Here is a 15,657-nt window from a genome sequence, read left to right as displayed (position 1 = left end):
CGGGTGGGTTGCGCAGGGGGCGCTGCAAGTACGTCCATGTAAGCTCGGTCGCCGCATCCATGCGGCTCACGCCCCTGCGCAACCCACCCGCGCGGCCTTGGACGGTCTCGGTGCCGTCCACCACGGAATCAACAGGAAGAGCAGAGCGAAAAGCAGAAAAGCCGCGGCAGTGCCGCGGCTTTTCCTGTAGCGCCGAGCCGATGCTCGGCTGCCGGTAGGGCTTAGTGCTTGGCTTCTTCCTTGGCGGCGTTGGCCTTGGCGTCATTGGCGACATCGCGGGCCTTGTCGGCGACCTTCTGTGCGGCGTTCGCGGTGGCGTCGCTGGCATGTGCGGCGGCATCGGTTGCGGCGTCCTTGGCCTTGTCGGCGGCGTTGGCGGTGGCGTCTGCAGCCTTGTCCAGCGCCTGCTGGGTATCGGCGGCGGCCTGCTCGGACGCGGCAGCGGTCTTGTCGGCGGCATCGCGGGTGGCTTCGGCGGCCTTGTCCACGGCGTCACGGGCAGCAGCGCCCGCGCTGTCGGCAGCCTGCTGTGCGTCCTGCTTGGCCTGTTCGGCTTCCGGGCCCTTGCAGGCGGCCAGGGCCAGCAGCAGGGAGGCGGCCAGCAGGGTGGTGGTGATCGGGCGAATCTTCATGGCGGTCTCCGGTACTGCAATGGATGGGGACGCCAGCCTATTCATGCCGTTGTGAAGACGGGGTCGCGATGCAGCGGCTCAGTCGCGCGCATTCGAAAAAAGAAAAAGCCGCTGGCGAACCAGCGGCTTTTCCAGAACAGCGTGAAGAAAGAAGTTATTACTTCTTGGCTTCTTCAGCAGCGTCCTTGGCCTTCTCAGCGGTGCCTTCAGCAGCCTTGGCAGCGTCAGCAGCGGCGCCGGCAGCGGCGTCGGTGGCAGCAGCGCCAGCCTGGGCAGCAGCGTCAACCGAAGCGTCAGCAGCGGTGGCGGCGGTGTCAGCGGCCTGCTGGGCAGCGTCGGCGGTCTGGGCGCCAGCAGCGGCGGCCTGGTCGGCAGCAGCCTGGGCTTCGGTGGCGGCTTCGTTGGCCGAAGCAGCGGCGTCCTGGGCAGCTTCCTGCTTCGAGCAGGCGGCCAGGGCCAGAGCCAGGGACATCGCGACCAGCAGCTTGTTGATGCTCATTGTGTGAATCCTCGTCGTTAGAATTAGGCAACGCGCATGCTGCGCGCCGACAACATGATGACAAGCCAAGATTGGGTGTCAAGCGATCCCGCATTCATTTTTGCGAAATCATCGTTAAATCCATTTAAATCAATTCGATGGCGATAGCCGTTGCTTCGCCACCGCCGATGCACAGGGTGGCAATGCCGCGCTTGCCACCGCGCGTGCGCAGGGCGTTGACCAGGGTCACCACCAGGCGTGCACCGGAGGCACCGATCGGATGGCCCAGTGCGCAGGCGCCGCCATTCACGTTGAGCTTGTCGTGGGGAATGCCCAGTTCGCGCATCGGCGCCATCGCCACCACGGCGAAGGCTTCATTGATCTCGAACAGATCGACCTGGTCCAGCGACCAGCCGGTCTTGTCCAGCAGTTTGTGCAGCGCGCCGATCGGGGCGGTGGTGAACCACTCCGGTTCCTGCGAATGGGTCGCGTGGCCCACGATGCGGGCCAGCGGGGTGATGCCGCGCGCGGCTGCATCTTCCTCGGTCAGCAGGACCACTGCAGCAGCGCCGTCGGAGATGCTGGAGGAACTGGCGGCGGTGACGCTGCCGTCCTTCTTGAAGGCCGGGCGCAGGGTCGGGATCTTGGCGATGTCCGAGCGGCCGGGCTGCTCGTCGGTGGTGACCTCGACCTCGCCCTTGCGGGTGGCGACCTTCACCGCGACGATTTCATCGGCGAACGCACCGTTGGCCTGCGCCGCCTGCGCGCGCTTGACCGATTCGATGGCGTAGGCGTCCTGCTCTTCGCGGCTGAACTGGTATTTGTCCACGGCGCATTCGGCGAATTCACCCATCGCCTTGCCGTCATAAGCGTTGACCAGGCCATCGTGGGCCATGTGATCGACCGCCTGGAAGTTGCCGAAGCGGTTGCCGGTGCGCGAGTTCGGCAGCATGTGCGGCGCGTTGGACATCGATTCCATGCCGCCGGCGACAACGATGCTGGCCGAACCGGCCTTGATCAGGTCATGACCGAGCATGATGGTCTTCATGCCCGAGCCGCACACCTTGTTCAGCGTGGTGGCACCGGTCGACAGCGGGATGCCGGCAGCGATCGCCGCCTGGCGGGCGGGCGCCTGGCCGAGGTTGGCCGGCAGCACGCAGCCCATGAGGACTTCGGAAACGTCGCTGGCCGGGATGCCCGACTGTTCCAGGGCGGCAGCGATGGCGGCCGCGCCGAGGGTCGGGGTCGGCACGCCGTTGAACTGGCCGAGGAAGGAGCCGATGGCGGTGCGCTTGGCGGCGGCGATGACGATGTTGGACATGGCAATCTCGTTGATGCGTAAGCAATGTTCGGAAAGGAGACCGGGGGCCGTTGGATGTGCCCCGGTTTCCCGGCAGACTGCGTGGGGGTCGACCCAAGTATAGAGGGTCGGGGAGGGCCGCCGCTGGGCGCGGCCGCACGCCTGCCGGGATGAAGGCAGGACAACGTTCATGGGAAGGAATCGATGGAACGCACGATGATGGTGAGGTCTGCCCTGGGAACCGCGCTGGCGGTAGCGCTGACGGCCTGTGGTGGAGGTGGCGGGGGCGGCAACGTGCGCATCGATACCCCGCCACCACCGCCGCCACCGACTACCCCGCCACCGACGCCGCCGCCCCCGGTCAAACCGCAGGAGCCGGCCTTCGACGCGCATCTGTCAGTCACCAATGCGCGTGCCGCACAGGCTGCCGGCCTGACCGGCCAGAACGTGCGCATCGGCATCGTCGATTCCGGCGTGCAGCGCAATGCGGTGGCGTTGAATGGCCGGGTGCTGGCCAACCTCAACTACATCGATCCGGCCAGGAACAATCTGGGTGTCGATGATGTGGTCGGCCACGGCACAGCCGTGGCCAGCCTCGCCGCCGGCGCGGCAACGGGCTCCTGGCCGGGTGGCATCGCGCCGGGCGCGCAGATCGTGTCGGCACGGATCATTGCCGACAAGCCGCCCGTCGATGACGGCAGCGGCAAGGGCAATTCCTTCAGCGGCCCGCTGGGCGTGGCGCAGGTCCACCAGGACCTGATCAGCTACAACGTGAAGGTGATGAACAATTCGTGGGGCGGCCTGTACTGGACCGACCTGCCGACCACCGCGCAGGTGGCCGCCGAATATCGCCCCTTCGTGATCAACCATGGCGGGCTGGTGGTGTTCGCCGCGGGCAATGATGGCCGCAGCGAGCCGAGCAGCCTGGCCGCACTGCCCAGCCAGCAGGGCGTGGCCGGCACGCTGCCGGCTGCCGACCTGGAGCGCGGCTGGCTGGTGGCCACCGCCGTGGATCCGTATGCGCCCGGTACGCTGGCCAGCTATGCCAATGCCTGTGGCCAGGCGGCCCGCTACTGCCTGGCGGCGCCAGGCAGCGCGGTCTACCCCGATGCCAACGGTGGCAGCTACTACTGGAACTACGGCACGTCATTCGCGGCGCCCTTGATTTCCGGTGCGGCAGCGCTGGTCTGGGAGCGCTTCCCGTACTTCAGCAACGATCTGGTGCGGCAGACCCTGCTGGGTACCGCCAAGGATATCGGCGCGCCGGGCGTGGATCCGGTGTTCGGCTACGGCCTGCTCGACATCGGTCGTGCGATCAACGGTCCGGGTCGTTTCGACTGGGGTGATGTGGTCGCCAACGTGGATCTGGCCTCGACCGGCTCGGCGTGGCGCAACGATATCGTCGGCAGCGGCGGGCTGGTCAAGCAGGGCGGGGGCACCCTGGTGCTGGCCGGCAACAACAGCTACACCGGTGCCACCCGCATCGAACGCGGCATCCTGTCGCTGCAGAACGGTGGCGTGATCCGTTCCAACGTGACCATCCTCGGCCAGTCCGATCCGGATTCGACCGGCATGCAGTTCAATGGCGGCACGCCCCGCGTTATCGGCAATGTGCTCAACGGCAGCAGCGTATTCCTCACCACCGGCAACACTACCGGCACCATCGAGGGCAACTACACCCAGCAGGCCGGCGCACAGCTGATGATCGCACTGGGCGCCAATGCGCTGCAGGTCACCGGCAATGCAACGATCGATGGTGGCGTGCGCGTGCATGGCTTCGTTTCCGGCTACGTGCCACAGAACGGCAGCCGGCAGGACCTGATCCATGCGGCAGGTGGACTCAGTGGCGCCTTCAGTACGCCGGCTACCTCCAGTGGCCTGCAGGGGCTGTCGTTGCTGCAGAGCAGCTACGGCTATGACAGCAACAACGCGTGGTTGAACCTGACCCAGGTCAGCGTCACCGCAGCGGCCAGCGGGCTGGGGGCTTCCGCCCAGGCGGCAGCACAGCGCCTGGAGGGTGCATTCGCAGCGCTGGACAAAAACGCAGGCCTGCAGGGATCGGCCTTTGGTGCAGCGGCCGGTGCCCTGCAGTGGACCGGCGGTGGCCCGCAGGGCTTGGCCGCCAGCCTGCAGAGCCTGTCCGGGCAGGCGCATGCGCGTGCCGAGTCGGCCACCTTCGACAGCATCGACATGTCACGCCGTGCGATTGCCGAGCGTTTTGATCGCGTGCAGGCTGCGCCGCGCCTGCGCGGGGCCTGGCAGAGCGCGCTGGGTGAGGCGGGGCAGGGTAGCTTTGCCGGTAACGCTGCCGACAGCCGCGGTTGGATGGCCGGTCAGGACCTGCCACTGGGCAGCAATGGGCTGATGGGCGTGGCCTTCGGCGAGACCCGCAGCAATGGTGGCAGCAGCTTCGGCGGCGATCGTGGGCGTGATCGCCAGGCGCAGGCGCAGCTGTATGCCGGCTGGAACCTGGGCCGGGGCTATGCGCTGGCCCAGGTCGGCAGCGGCCAGTTCATCCGTGCGCTGGACCGCCAGCTGCTGCTGGGCGCCGGTGCCTATGGTGTTTCCGCACGTTACGGTGGACGCTTCAGCAGTGCCAGCGTCGAAGGTGGTTATCGTTTCGGGCGCTCGGGTGCGTCGTTGACACCGTACCTGGGTGCCAGCACCACGCGCGTGGATACCGATGCCTTCAACGAGCTGGGCGGTTTCGGCTTCGGCCTGCGGGGCGATGCCAACCGCGTGCAGCGCAGCCAGATGTTGGCCGGTATCCGCGGCGAGCGCGGCTGGGGGCGTTGGACGCTGCGTGGGCATGCCGAATGGCAGCAACGGCTTGATGGTGCGGATGCGGACTGGCAGGCCAGCTTCGTCGGCGTCGATGCCTGGGCGCCGTTGGCGGGCTGGAACGCGCCCCGCGGCAGTGCGCTGATCGGCGTGGCGCTGGAATCGTGGTGGGGCCGCAATGGCCGCCTGAGCCTGGGCTTCGACCAGCGTGTTGGTGGCGAAGGTGCGCGGCAGGCCGCCTTGCGCTACAGCACCGGCTTCTGAAGGACGGCTCGCGCCGGGTCATGCCCGGCGCGACATCGGCAGGTTCAACCGCCGCGCAGGTTGCCCAGGCGCGGGGTGCTGCGGCCCAGCGGCATCTTCAGCTTGCCGATCGACAGGATGCGGCTTTCGGCGATGCGGTCGGCGGCACGCTGCGGCGCGATGTTCTCGCGCTGCGACAGTTCGAAGATGCGGGTGAGGTTGTGGTAGATGCTGCGGATCAGGCGCATTGCGCGTTCGCGGTTGTAACCGTCGATCTCCAGCGACACGTTCATCACGCCACCGGCGTTGACTGCATAGTCCGGCGCATACAGGATGCCGCGCGCATGCAGCTCGTCGCCGATCTCCAGGCTCGACAGCTGGTTGTTGGCGGTGCCGCAGATGATCTTCGCCTTGATCCGCGGCAGCGTGTCGGCGTTGATCGCACCTTCCAGCGCGCACGGTGCGAACACGTCAGCGTTTACCTCGTGGATCTCATCCGGCTTGACCGCTTCGGCGCCAAAATCGCTGACCGCGCGATCAACCAGCGCGCTGTCCAGGTCGGTGACATACAGCTTGGCACCGCGGTCGCGCAGCAGCTTCACCAGTTCCATGCCGATGTGGCCCAGGCCCTGCACGGCGATGCTGGTCTTGCCCACTTCCTCATGGCCGAACTTGAAGCGCATCGACGCCATCAGTGCCTGCAGCGCACCGTAGGCGGTGAACGGGGCGGGATCGCCGGAGCCACCATGGACCTGGTGCACGCCGGTCACGAACTGGCTTTCCAGGTAGATGTTCTCCATGTCGTTGACGTCGGTTCCGACGTCCTCGGCGGTGATATAGCGCCCGCCCAGCGAATCGACATAGCGGCCGAAGGCACGGAACAGCACCTCGGTCTTGTCCACTTTGGGGTCGCCGATGATCACCGCCTTGCCGCCACCTACGTTGAGGCCGGCCAGTGCATTCTTGTAGGTCATCGTCCGGCTCAGCCGCAGCGCATCGGCCAGCGCCTCGTCGGTGCTGGCGTAGGGGCGCATGCGCACGCCGCCCAGGGCCGGGCCGAGGGTGGTGTTGTGGATGGCGATGATCGCCTTCAGGCCGGCGTCGTGGTTGTGGCAGAACACCACCTGTTCGTGGCCGGTGGTGGCGAGGGTTTCGAATAGCATGGCGTCTCCGATGGCGCGATCAGCGGCGAACTGCAGCGAACGGCCAGTGAACGGTAGGGTCCCAAAACAAAAAAAGCGACGTCGTCGGTGCAGGGGGACGGGTCGCGCGGCGCCATTCTAGTCCATTCCCCCGGCCGGTGCCGTCGACATCGGCGGCCTTCCGGTTAAAGAAGATGAAAGTTCGGCCGATGCTGCGACGACGGCGGGTGGCCGGATTCGCGTGAAGAGGCAGGGCGGTCAGTGACGGCAAGGGCACCACAACGACAGGGCGGGCGGCGATGACGCCGGCTTGGTGGCGATCACTGCGTGGCTGGCTGGCGCGCTCGACCGGGACGGCACCGTCCCGGTTGGCGGCGGCGTCGCGGCAGGCGGTGGCGGCGGCTGCGGCCAGCCTGCAGGGCGAGGCTTTGCCCTCGGCCGAGATCGCTGCACATCTGCAGCGTGGCCTGCATGCGCTGGCCCTGTACCCGCGCCTGGCCGGTGAATCCACAGCGGTGCAGGCCGCGGGGTTGGGCGAGGCGGTGGCGCGCGCGCTGCAGGACCGGGACTGGGCGGCCCGTCAGCTGCCGCGCCGCCCGCAACTGCTGCCGCAGCTGATCCAGACGGTCAACGACGATGCTGCGTCGGCGCGGGTGATGGCGGCGATCATCGGCCAGGACCCGGTGCTGACCGGCAACCTGCTGCGCATCGCCAACAGCCCGGCCTACAAGGTGCACGAGCGCCCGGTGGAAAGCCTGCAGCGGGCGGTGACGCTGGTTGGTACCGAAGGCGTGCGACAGATCATCAGCGCAGTTCTGGTGCAGCCGGTGATGCAGGTGCAGTGCGAGGTGTTTCCGCAGTTCAGCACGATCATCTGGGAGCACGCACTGCTGGCCTCGCGCGCAGCCGCTGACCACGCGCGCACGGTCACTTTCGGCGATGCCTTCGCCGCCCAGTGGCTGGGCCTGGTACAGGGGCTGGGGGCCGCGCTGGTGATGCGCCAGCTGCTGCAGGAAGCGCAGGAACGCGATGAAACGGTGGAACCGGCGCTGGCGCTGCAGCTGCTCCAGCAGTGGTCGCTGCCGTTGGCGCAACGCGTGGCTGCGGCTTGGGAGCTGCCCGAGCCGGTGCACCAGGCGCTGGCGCCCGAGGCGGATGGCCCGCTGGCCGACAGCCTGCGCCTGGCCAGCGCGGCCGCAGCGGCCAGCCTGCTGTGCCGGCACGGACATGCCAGCCAAAGCCGCATGCTGGCCCTGCTTGAACAGTTGCCTTCGGCGCCGCCGCATGCCCTGCGCTGGATCTGGCGGCGCCTGCATGGGCGCAGCGTGGAAACACGGGATGACGCCGGACAGGAAGAGGCGGGTCCTGCGCCCTGAGCGCTACAGCTGCGATTCCACCGGCAGCCAGCTGATCACCCGCGCGGTCCAGCGCTTGCCCAGGCTGGCCCCGGGTTCGGCCTCCACCCAGTGCGGCGGTGGCTGCCGCTCCAGCCAGCGCAGGTCATCATTGCGCCCCAGCGCCAGCCACCAGCTGTGCTCCGGGCCGGCCAGGCGCAGGTATTCATCGCGCAGCTGCGCCCCCAGCACCGGGTCGTCGAACAACACGCCCATCTCGGTATTGAGGTAGGCCGAGCGCGGGTCGAGGTTGAACGAACCGACGAAGCCGCGGCGATCATCGACCACGAACGCCTTGGTGTGCAGGCTGGCGCCGCTGCTGCCGAACAGGCTGGTATCCGGCTGGCCGTGCGCCTTCAGTTCGTACAGCTGCACGCCGGCCTTCAGCAGCGGCACCCGGTAGCCCATGTAGCCGCCGTGTACCGCTGCCACGTCGTTGGCGGCCAGTGAGTTGGTCACCACGCCCACCTGCGCGCCGCGTGCGGCCAGCGCCGACAGCGCCTCGACCCCATCGTTGCCGGGCACGAAGTAGGGCGAGATCAACAGCGCACTGCGCCGCGTGCTGCGCAACTCGTCGCTGAGACGGCTGACCAGCCAGCCGCGGCGATCGTCATCGCGGTGCTTCATCGGCGGATCCGAAGCGATGCGCACGTTCGCGCTCCAGTGCAGCGGTTCCGGGCTGGGTCGCTGCAGCGCGCGCGACTCGGCCACGCGTTGCAGGTAGGGCTGTGCCTTGGCATGCATGGCATCCAGGTCCGACTGCCGTACCAGCTGCTGCAACTGTGCCTCGGTATACGAGGCCAGCGCGGAAATCGGGATCGCCGTGCTGCTGTTCCAGTAGTCGTCGAAGATCTGGTTGGCCTGCTGCACGGCGGGGCCGGCCACCACCAGATCCAGGTCCTGGAAGTTCACATCGTCGCGCGCGCTGAAGTATTCCTCGCCGATGTTGCGGCCACCGACGATCGCGATGCGGCCGTCGGCGATCCAGCTCTTGTTGTGCATGCGGTGGTTCACGCTGAAAGCGCGTTGCACCAGCTCCAGCGTGCGCGCGATGCCGCTGCGGTTGCGGAACGGGTTGTACAGGCGGATCTCGATGTTCGGATGTGCATCGAGCGCCATCATCAACGCGTCCTTGTCCTTGGCGTTCATGTCGTCAAGCAGGATGCGCACGCGCACGCCGCGCTCGGCGGCGTCGTACAGCGCCTTGGCCATCAGATGGCCGATCAGGTCGTCGTGCCAGATGTAGTACTGCAGGTCCAGGCTGCGGCCTGCGTGCGCGGTGATCATCGCGCGTGCGGCGAAGGCATCCATGCCATCACTGAGGAACGCCACGCCGGACTGCCCGGGGTGTGCGTCCTGCAGCGGCACGATCTGCTGGTCGATGCGGGTCTGCGCCGGCTGCAGTGGCAGCATATGCGAGGGTGCGCCCTGTGCCTGCGGGGTGAGGTGGTCGGCCAGCAGCAGCCCGGACAGGACCAGCAGCAACAGCGCGGCGAGGATGATCGCAGCGACGCGCAGCAGGCGTCGCCACAGGGGCTTGGGCAGGCTCATGCCCCGATGGTAGATCCACGCCGTGCGTGGATGAAAGCCAACAGACCTATCGCCGTAGATCCAGGCCATGCGTGGATGGCTTCTCCAGGCAACCTCACGCCATGCCTGGATGACAGGGACTTCGCGGTCAGAACCGCTCGTCACTGCCCAGGTAACGCCACTGCCCCGCAGGCAGCGGTCCCAGTGCCACGCGGCCAATCCGCAGCCGACGCACGGCCGCGACCTGCAGGCCGGCAGCGGTGACCGCCACGCGCAGGCCCTTGGCCGTCAGGCCCTTGCCGGCGAAGCGCAGGCGCTGCTCGCTCTGCCAGCTGACCTTGGCGCCGCCCGATTCCTGCTGCAGCCGCGCCATCAGCCACGGGCCGCGCTCGGGACCGCCTTCGGCCACTTCGATCAGGTATTCCTGTTCGGTGCGGCCCAGATTGCGCTGCAGATGGGCCAGCGTGGCCGGGTCCTGGCTGACCACCACCAGGCCGCTGTCGCTGGCCGGAAGCGAGGCGGCCAGCTGCAGGCCGTGGAAGTGACGCTGCAGCGGACGGATGTCGCTGGCATCAAGTTCGCTGCGGCTGTCACTGCTGACCAGCGCACACAGGGTTTCAGCGGCAACGCCTGCCGGCTTGTGCAGCAGCATGCTGACCCGCTCGGCCTTTTCATCGCTGGCCTGCTCGGCCACGACGATCACCGCGCTGTCATCGACCGGGCGCTGCGGCTGTTCCACCACGTCGCCATTGACCGTGACCCAGCCGCCTTCGATGTAGCGTCGCGCTTCGCCGCGCGGGATGCCGAGCAGGGCGGACAGGCGTTTGTCGAGACGGATCGGTTCCATGGCGGAAAGGTCAGGCAGGGGGCGCGCAGTGTAGCTGCTGCGGCCGGTCAGCGCTGGCCGCGGTTGGCCAGCTCGGTCAGGTACAGGCGGGTATCGAACTCCAGCTGCAGGTACTCCGGCTCCATGTGCTGGCACAGCTGGTAGAAGGCCTTGTTGTGTTCGGCTTCCTTCAGGTGGGCCAGTTCATGCACCACGATCATGCGCAGGAACGCCGCTGGTGCCTGGCGGAACACGGTGGCGATGCGGATCTCGCGGCTGGCCTTGAGGCGGCCGCCGTGCACGCGGGAGATGGCGGTATGGGTGCCCAGCGCGTGCTTGATCACTTCCAGCGTGTTGTCGTAGCAGACCTTGTTGAGCGGCACCGACTTGCGCAGGTAGCGGTCCTTCAGCTCCTGCGTGTAGTCGTACAGCTGGCGGTCGCTGCGCACCTCGTGCGGATCGGGATAGCGCTGCTGCAGCCAGGGGCCGAGCTTGCCCTGCGCAAGCAGTTCACTGACCTGGGCGACCAGGGGTTCGGGATAGCCGGTGAGGTACTTCAGGACTGCCATGCAGGGGCGGCGGGGCGTCGGTAGAATGGGGCATCCAAGATTACACGCGGTACGCATCGACCATGGCAAAGCCCAACGCGCTGCAGGAACAATTGCTCAAGGCCGGCCTGGCCAAGAAGTCGCAGGCCAGCGCTGCCGCGAGCGCGCAGGCCAAGGCCCGCCAGGGCAAGGCCGAATCGACCTCGGCCGAGGTCCAGCGCGAGGCTGAACGTGCCCGCGCCGAGAAGGTCGAGCGCGACCGCGCACTGGCCGCCGAACGCAATGCCCAGGCCAGGCAGGCTGAACAGAAGGCCCAGGCCAGGCAGATCATCACGGCCCACGCCGTTCCCCACAAGGGCGACGACGAGTACCGCTTCAGCGACGGCGCGGCGATCCGTACCCTGCTGATCGACCCCAAGCTGCGCAAGGCGCTGTCGGTCGGCGTGCTGGTTATCGTCGCCCACGGCGAGGGCTATGTCCTGCTGCCGCGTGCTGCTGCCGAGAAGGTGCGTGAGCGCGCCCCGGAGGCGATCATCGTCGACCATGGCCAGCCGGGCTCGACCGCCGAGATCTCCACCGGTAATGCCGAGGACGACGCCTACTACGCGCAGTTCCAGGTGCCGGACGACCTGGTCTGGTAAGCAAAAAGGGGACGGAGGGGATTAAGCCGTAAATGGCCTGATCCGGCCCGTCTGCCTTCTGCTCAGCTTGCTGAAGGCCCGCCGGTCATGGCTCGGCGCTACCGTTTACTGCGCGGTGTATCGTCCCCATATCAGGCGACACACCTGCGGAGGATGGTCATGGCCACCGGTTGGGCGGGAGACGGCGCGGTCCAGGACCAGATCGACGCCACCGTCGACGATGCGATCGCCCGCGCGCGGCGCCAGCTGCGCGAGGGTCCTGGTCTGGAACATTGTGAGGAATGCGACGCGCCGATCCCGTTGGCGCGGCGCCAGGCCGTGCCCGGGGTACGGCTGTGCGTGGCGTGCCAGCAGGCGCATGATGACGAAGTGCAGGCGCATGCCGGCTACAACCGGCGCGGCAGCAAGGACAGCCAGTTGAGGTAGAGGTTGTTCGGCAGGGCTTGCAGCCCTGCACCTGCAGATGCTTCAAGCCAGGGCAACAGCAATAGCTGGCATTCAGTGGGATGGCGGGACGGTGTGGGCAGGCAGGACACGCCGTAAACCCTTCCATGGGGGCTCGATGGCGCCATCCATGGCGCCAACGGTCCTGCCTACCCACACCGTCCCACCTCTGACAGATTTCCTGGATCTGATAGATCCACGCCATGCATGGATGAAATCTGTCAGATATCGATAGTCAAATTGGGGTCAGAGCCCGTTGCGTAGCAACGGGATCCGACCCCGTGCCGTTCCGGCAGATCGTGGAAATCTGTCGAAGGCGGGGTGGGTCCGGTGGCGGGAGTGTCCGCGGCATGGATGCCGCGGCCAAGCCCCCCTGGCCGGGTTTACGGCGTCTCCCGCCACCGGACCCACTCCGCCATCCCACAGGAAGCCAGCTTTTGCTGTTGCTTCGGCTGTAGCTGGTGCTGTTGCTCCAGCTCGTAGCGGGTGCAGGGCGCAGCCCTGCCGAAAACCACTCTCAGCCGTCGCCCTGGATGCCGCCGGGGGCCTGCGCCGGGTCGCGCCAGCGGCGAACCGTGCGCTGGAAGAACAGGTTGTTCGGCAGCTGCAGCACCGTGCCCTCGTGGCCGTCGCCGGTTTCCTGCAGCGTGGTGTAGATCAGGTTCACGTCGATCACCCGGCCCTTCAGGCCAGGCTTCTCGCCGTTCTCCAGCACCTCGATGTAGTCGTGCAGGCGGAACGGGCGGGTGGTGAAGATCAGCAGCGTGCAGAAAATGTTGGACAGCACGCTCCACGCCGCGAAGAAGGCCACCGCGCCCACGGCTGCAAAGCCGGTGAACGCGGTCCACAGCACCGACGGCTTCGCGCCGAGCAGGCTGAGGATGTACAGCAGGGCACTGAAATAGACCACGAAACTGGTGATCCTGCGCGCACCCATCACCATCTCCGGCGGCAGCGTGTAGTGCTCGGCGAAGCGGCGGATCAGGCGACGGGCGAGCACGCGCAGGAGCCATGCGACCAGCAGCACCAGTACGATCTGCAGCGCTACGCCGGCGTAGGTCAACCACGGGTGGGTCCAGGCGGGCAGGTGATCCTTCAGCGACAACATCATGGGGCGAAAACAGGCGGCGGGAACGGCCCCTGATGTTACCCGGCGCGTGCGGGGGATTCGACCGCCGGGTTCCAGGCCACGCACACCAGCTCCTGGCGGTGCTGCTGCAGGCAGGCGCGGCCATAGTCGGGACGCAGCTGCAGTGACAGGCCCAGCGCCTGCAGCAGGACACAGGCGGTGATCACCAGCAGGGCGGCGCAGGATGGGCTGGACATGGCAGGACTCCTGGACGGCAATTTCGCGAAGGACCTTTCATGGATGCAGCAGCCACCCAAAAGGTTGCATGCCATCGATCGTGGATGGGCTCTAAACCTTTTCCCGGGTTGCCGCATCCAAGCGATATGCTCGACACCACCATGCCCGCGCCGCCTGCCGCCAACGACGCCGTTGATGAACCCGCCCTGGTGCGGGCGGCGGCGGCCGGTGATACCGCTGCCTACGAACTGCTGTACCGGCGCCACGCGCCCCGTGTATTCGCTGTGCTGTGGCGGCTGTGTGGCGGCCAGCAGGCACGCGCCGAGGACGCGCTGCAGGAAGCGTTCCTGCAGGCGTGGAAGGCGCTGCCGGGCTTCCGTTTCGAGAGCAGCCTGTCGACCTGGCTGCATCGCCTGGGCGTCAACGCGGCACTGATGGAGCTGCGCGGACGAGCGGGCGGGCAGGATCACGATAGCCTCGACGAAGTGGACGGAGAGTTGCAGGAGCTGGCAGTGCACGATCGTTGCGCCGGCACCGAACGCGACCTCGAACGGGCACTGTCGACACTGCCGCCACGGGCACGTGCGGTACTGGTACTGCACGACATCGAAGGCTGGAAACACCAGGAAATCGCCGAACAGCTGCAGATGGCCGTCGGCAGTTCCAAGGCACAGTTGCATCGTGCGCGCGGCCTGTTGCGCGCACGGCTGGGAGACATGACATGAGTACACACGACCACGATTCCGACCACGATCTGCTGGCCCGGCTGCGCGCGCTGCCGACCGAACGCAGCGTACCCACCGATGGCTGGGCACGCCTGTCGGCGCAGCTGCCGCCGCGTGAACCGCAGGCGGCACCTGCGCCGGGCGACAACGTGGTGGCCCTGCCGATCCGCTCGCGGCGCCGCTGGTGGCTGCCGGTGGGGGCTGCACTGGCCGCCAGTCTTGCGCTGTACGCGGTGGCACCGTGGCGGCATGCACCACCGGATGCACCGCCGTTGTCCCCGCTGCAGTTGCAGGCGGCGGCAATGACCGAGCAGTACCGGCAGGCCGTAGCCTCGTTGCCCGATGGGCGTGCGGCGGAGTGGCAGCCGGCATTGCTCGAACTTGATGAGAGTGCGGCTCAGATCCGTGCGGCGATGGCGCAGGATCCGCGCGCCCCGCACCTGCTTGGCCAGCTGAAGCGGACCTATTCGCTGCGGCTGGAACTGACCCGGCAGGCGGCACAAGCCGCCGCTGCTGGCCTGACGACCTGAAGGAGAACCCCCATGATCCGACCCTTGATTTTCTGCTGCGTGGCCCTGTTGCTGGTGCCGGCCGTGGCGCTGGCCGATACCCAGATCAATGAGCGCCACAATGTGGCCTCAGGCGGCCGTATCGAGCTGAGCAACGTGGCTGGCAAGGTGACCGTGCGCGGCTGGGATCGCAATGATGTACAGCTGACCGGCACTCTCAGCGATGGCCTGCAGCTGCGGCAGGAGAAGAGTGCCAACCGCGTGCGCTGGGAGATCGAGTATCCGAACCGCAACAACAATGGCGGCGCCACGCTGGTATTGAACGTGCCTCGTGCGGTCGAACTGCGGTTGAGCACCATCAGTGCCAACCAGGACATCAGCGGCATCGATGTGCGCCGCCTGCAGGCCGACTCGGTCAGCGGCAATCTCGTCGCCTCCGGACGCAGTGGTGACAGCAAGCTCAACACGGTCAGCGGCGATGTCACTGCGCGCCTGCAGACGCCCCAGCTGGACGTGAACACGGTTAGTGGCCGCATCGAGGCGGGCGGGGGAGTGTCAGGTGATATCGGTGCGCAGACTGTATCGGGCCGGGTCGATGTCGACGCTGGACGCATCCAGCGGCTGGCGGTGGAGACGGTATCCGGTGGCATTGACCTGGCGGCGACCGGACTGGCACCGGGTGGCCGGATCAATGTCGAGTCGGTGAGTGCATCGGTCAACCTGCGCCTGCCGCGCACTGTGTCGGCACAGCTGTCGGTGAACAGCTTCAGTGGTTCGATCAACAGTGACGCCGGGCAGGTGGAGCGGCCGCGTTATGGACCGGGCAGCCGACTGGACGCACGACTGGGCGGCGGTGACGGTGACATCCGCATCGAGTCGCATTCGGGCAGTGTGCGGGTACGCCTGGACCGCTGAACGTGATCCGGCAGGCCGCGGCGGCAGCGCCGCCGCGGTCGGTACTGGGTCAGCTGGCTTTCTTCAGCGCCCAGGTGGTGCCGAGGACTTCGATCTTGCCACCGGCCTTGCGGAACGCTGCCAGGTCCGAAGCGATCGAATCGCTGCTGACCACAGTGCTGGCGGCCGCGCCCTTGCGTTCGCTGCGGATGCTGTTGCTGGCCTTCGCGGGGGTCTTTGCCTTGCGGGGCATGGTTGCTCCTG

The 15,657-nt window shown here is 67.4% G+C and carries 17 protein-coding genes; 7 read left to right on the top strand and 10 right to left on the bottom strand.

What is annotated here, in order from left to right; genetic code table 11:
• Nucleotides 1-221: 221 nt before the first annotated feature.
• The 3 genes from V3B46_RS03920 to V3B46_RS03910 all read right to left on the bottom strand — a co-directional run bounded on the left by V3B46_RS03920 (nucleotide 222) and on the right by V3B46_RS03910 (nucleotide 2,431).
• Nucleotides 222-632, bottom strand: a complete 411-nt coding sequence (locus V3B46_RS03920) for a hypothetical protein (protein WP_014647982.1) — start codon at nucleotides 630-632, stop codon at nucleotides 222-224.
• 157 nt (nucleotides 633-789) lie between these two features.
• Complete coding sequence (locus V3B46_RS03915; protein WP_004153024.1) at nucleotides 790-1,131, bottom strand: hypothetical protein; 342 nt, start codon at nucleotides 1,129-1,131, stop codon at nucleotides 790-792.
• A 124-nt stretch (nucleotides 1,132-1,255) separates the two neighbouring features.
• Entirely contained in the window at nucleotides 1,256-2,431 is a 1,176-nt protein-coding gene (locus V3B46_RS03910; protein ID WP_010482849.1) for a thiolase family protein, read from the bottom strand.
• Nucleotides 2,432-2,614: 183 nt separating this feature from the next.
• Here V3B46_RS03910 and V3B46_RS03905 point away from each other — a divergent pair, with 183 nt between their 5' ends.
• Nucleotides 2,615-5,455 (top strand): S8 family serine peptidase, encoded by a 2,841-nt coding sequence (locus tag V3B46_RS03905; protein WP_329891178.1) that lies wholly within the window; start codon nucleotides 2,615-2,617, stop codon nucleotides 5,453-5,455.
• A 44-nt stretch (nucleotides 5,456-5,499) separates the two neighbouring features.
• On the opposite strand, the gene V3B46_RS03900 is transcribed toward V3B46_RS03905, so the two are convergent.
• The gene (locus tag V3B46_RS03900) at nucleotides 5,500-6,597 is read right to left on the bottom strand and encodes a Glu/Leu/Phe/Val dehydrogenase dimerization domain-containing protein (protein WP_010482852.1); all 1,098 of its coding nucleotides are present in this window, start codon (nucleotides 6,595-6,597) and stop codon (nucleotides 5,500-5,502) included.
• Nucleotides 6,598-6,875: 278 nt separating this feature from the next.
• Here V3B46_RS03900 and V3B46_RS03895 point away from each other — a divergent pair, with 278 nt between their 5' ends.
• Entirely contained in the window at nucleotides 6,876-7,952 is a 1,077-nt protein-coding gene (locus V3B46_RS03895) for an HDOD domain-containing protein (protein WP_329891177.1), read from the top strand.
• A 3-nt stretch (nucleotides 7,953-7,955) separates the two neighbouring features.
• Here V3B46_RS03895 and V3B46_RS03890 read toward each other — a convergent pair whose 3' ends face one another.
• The 3 genes from V3B46_RS03890 to V3B46_RS03880 all read right to left on the bottom strand — a co-directional run bounded on the left by V3B46_RS03890 (nucleotide 7,956) and on the right by V3B46_RS03880 (nucleotide 10,895).
• On the bottom strand, nucleotides 7,956-9,521 hold the full coding sequence (locus V3B46_RS03890; RefSeq protein ID WP_329891176.1) for a phospholipase D family protein: 1,566 nt from the start codon (nucleotides 9,519-9,521) through the stop codon (nucleotides 7,956-7,958).
• Between the two features lie 127 nt (nucleotides 9,522-9,648).
• Nucleotides 9,649-10,347, bottom strand: a complete 699-nt coding sequence (locus tag V3B46_RS03885; protein WP_154353117.1) for an RNA pseudouridine synthase — start codon at nucleotides 10,345-10,347, stop codon at nucleotides 9,649-9,651.
• A 47-nt stretch (nucleotides 10,348-10,394) separates the two neighbouring features.
• Nucleotides 10,395-10,895: a M48 metallopeptidase family protein gene (locus V3B46_RS03880; protein ID WP_329891175.1), complete on the bottom strand. Its 501-nt coding sequence runs from the start codon at nucleotides 10,893-10,895 to the stop codon at nucleotides 10,395-10,397.
• A 62-nt stretch (nucleotides 10,896-10,957) separates the two neighbouring features.
• Between V3B46_RS03880 and V3B46_RS03875 the strand changes: the two genes are divergently transcribed.
• Complete coding sequence (locus V3B46_RS03875; protein WP_329891174.1) at nucleotides 10,958-11,515, top strand: DUF2058 domain-containing protein; 558 nt, start codon at nucleotides 10,958-10,960, stop codon at nucleotides 11,513-11,515.
• A gap of 159 nt (nucleotides 11,516-11,674) precedes the next feature.
• Nucleotides 11,675-11,941, top strand: a complete 267-nt coding sequence (locus V3B46_RS03870) for a DksA/TraR family C4-type zinc finger protein (protein WP_154353115.1) — start codon at nucleotides 11,675-11,677, stop codon at nucleotides 11,939-11,941.
• A 535-nt stretch (nucleotides 11,942-12,476) separates the two neighbouring features.
• Here the strand turns inward: V3B46_RS03870 and V3B46_RS03865 are convergent.
• Together V3B46_RS03865 and V3B46_RS03860 are read right to left on the bottom strand one after the other, a co-directional pair.
• A complete protein-coding gene (locus V3B46_RS03865; RefSeq protein ID WP_154353113.1) occupies nucleotides 12,477-13,070 on the bottom strand; it encodes a mechanosensitive ion channel family protein in 594 nt (197 codons plus the stop codon).
• 35 nt (nucleotides 13,071-13,105) lie between these two features.
• The gene (locus V3B46_RS03860) at nucleotides 13,106-13,285 is read right to left on the bottom strand and encodes a hypothetical protein (RefSeq protein ID WP_154353112.1); all 180 of its coding nucleotides are present in this window, start codon (nucleotides 13,283-13,285) and stop codon (nucleotides 13,106-13,108) included.
• A 126-nt stretch (nucleotides 13,286-13,411) separates the two neighbouring features.
• Here V3B46_RS03860 and V3B46_RS03855 point away from each other — a divergent pair, with 126 nt between their 5' ends.
• Genes V3B46_RS03855 through V3B46_RS03845 form a run of 3 tightly spaced genes read left to right on the top strand, consistent with a single transcriptional unit; the run spans nucleotide 13,412 to nucleotide 15,414 of the window.
• Nucleotides 13,412-13,990: an RNA polymerase sigma factor gene (locus tag V3B46_RS03855; protein ID WP_329891173.1), complete on the top strand. Its 579-nt coding sequence runs from the start codon at nucleotides 13,412-13,414 to the stop codon at nucleotides 13,988-13,990.
• Nucleotides 13,987-14,520, top strand: a complete 534-nt coding sequence (locus V3B46_RS03850) for a hypothetical protein (RefSeq protein WP_164171718.1) — start codon at nucleotides 13,987-13,989, stop codon at nucleotides 14,518-14,520. Before V3B46_RS03855 ends, V3B46_RS03850 begins: the two co-directional genes overlap by 4 nt.
• A 12-nt stretch (nucleotides 14,521-14,532) precedes the next feature.
• Nucleotides 14,533-15,414 carry a DUF4097 family beta strand repeat-containing protein gene (locus V3B46_RS03845; protein WP_329891172.1) on the top strand — a complete coding sequence of 294 codons (882 nt, stop codon included), beginning with the start codon at nucleotides 14,533-14,535 and terminating at the stop codon, nucleotides 15,412-15,414.
• 49 nt (nucleotides 15,415-15,463) lie between these two features.
• Here the strand turns inward: V3B46_RS03845 and V3B46_RS03840 are convergent, their stop codons facing one another.
• On the bottom strand, nucleotides 15,464-15,646 hold the full coding sequence (locus tag V3B46_RS03840) for a hypothetical protein (RefSeq protein WP_005410566.1): 183 nt from the start codon (nucleotides 15,644-15,646) through the stop codon (nucleotides 15,464-15,466).
• Between the last annotated feature and the right edge of the window lie 11 nt (nucleotides 15,647-15,657).

This window comes from Stenotrophomonas sp. SMYL11, from assembly GCF_036320005.1.
GTDB lineage: Bacteria > Pseudomonadota > Gammaproteobacteria > Xanthomonadales > Xanthomonadaceae > Stenotrophomonas > Stenotrophomonas maltophilia_A.
Note: the sequence above shows the minus strand (reverse complement) of the source record. Positions and strands in the feature narration are given on the sequence as shown.

What these genes read in the sequence shown, in the direction of transcription:
- V3B46_RS03905 (WP_329891178.1), top strand. Translation starts at nt 2,615, where the DNA reads ATGGAACGCACGATGATGGTGAGGTCTGCCCTGGGAACCGCGCTGGCG.
- V3B46_RS03845 (WP_329891172.1), top strand. Translation starts at nt 14,533, where the DNA reads ATGATCCGACCCTTGATTTTCTGCTGCGTGGCCCTGTTGCTGGTGCCG.
- V3B46_RS03920 (WP_014647982.1), bottom strand. Translation starts at nt 632, where the DNA reads ATGAAGATTCGCCCGATCACCACCACCCTGCTGGCCGCCTCCCTGCTG.
- V3B46_RS03870 (WP_154353115.1), top strand. Translation starts at nt 11,675, where the DNA reads ATGGCCACCGGTTGGGCGGGAGACGGCGCGGTCCAGGACCAGATCGAC.
- V3B46_RS03860 (WP_154353112.1), bottom strand. Translation starts at nt 13,285, where the DNA reads ATGTCCAGCCCATCCTGCGCCGCCCTGCTGGTGATCACCGCCTGTGTC.
- V3B46_RS03875 (WP_329891174.1), top strand. Translation starts at nt 10,958, where the DNA reads ATGGCAAAGCCCAACGCGCTGCAGGAACAATTGCTCAAGGCCGGCCTG.
- V3B46_RS03885 (WP_154353117.1), bottom strand. Translation starts at nt 10,347, where the DNA reads ATGGAACCGATCCGTCTCGACAAACGCCTGTCCGCCCTGCTCGGCATC.
- V3B46_RS03895 (WP_329891177.1), top strand. Translation starts at nt 6,876, where the DNA reads ATGACGCCGGCTTGGTGGCGATCACTGCGTGGCTGGCTGGCGCGCTCG.
- V3B46_RS03840 (WP_005410566.1), bottom strand. Translation starts at nt 15,646, where the DNA reads ATGCCCCGCAAGGCAAAGACCCCCGCGAAGGCCAGCAACAGCATCCGC.
- V3B46_RS03910 (WP_010482849.1), bottom strand. Translation starts at nt 2,431, where the DNA reads ATGTCCAACATCGTCATCGCCGCCGCCAAGCGCACCGCCATCGGCTCC.
- V3B46_RS03855 (WP_329891173.1), top strand. Translation starts at nt 13,412, where the DNA reads ATGCTCGACACCACCATGCCCGCGCCGCCTGCCGCCAACGACGCCGTT.
- V3B46_RS03915 (WP_004153024.1), bottom strand. Translation starts at nt 1,131, where the DNA reads ATGAGCATCAACAAGCTGCTGGTCGCGATGTCCCTGGCTCTGGCCCTG.
- V3B46_RS03850 (WP_164171718.1), top strand. Translation starts at nt 13,987, where the DNA reads ATGAGTACACACGACCACGATTCCGACCACGATCTGCTGGCCCGGCTG.
- V3B46_RS03880 (WP_329891175.1), bottom strand. Translation starts at nt 10,895, where the DNA reads ATGGCAGTCCTGAAGTACCTCACCGGCTATCCCGAACCCCTGGTCGCC.
- V3B46_RS03890 (WP_329891176.1), bottom strand. Translation starts at nt 9,521, where the DNA reads ATGAGCCTGCCCAAGCCCCTGTGGCGACGCCTGCTGCGCGTCGCTGCG.
- V3B46_RS03900 (WP_010482852.1), bottom strand. Translation starts at nt 6,597, where the DNA reads ATGCTATTCGAAACCCTCGCCACCACCGGCCACGAACAGGTGGTGTTC.
- V3B46_RS03865 (WP_154353113.1), bottom strand. Translation starts at nt 13,070, where the DNA reads ATGATGTTGTCGCTGAAGGATCACCTGCCCGCCTGGACCCACCCGTGG.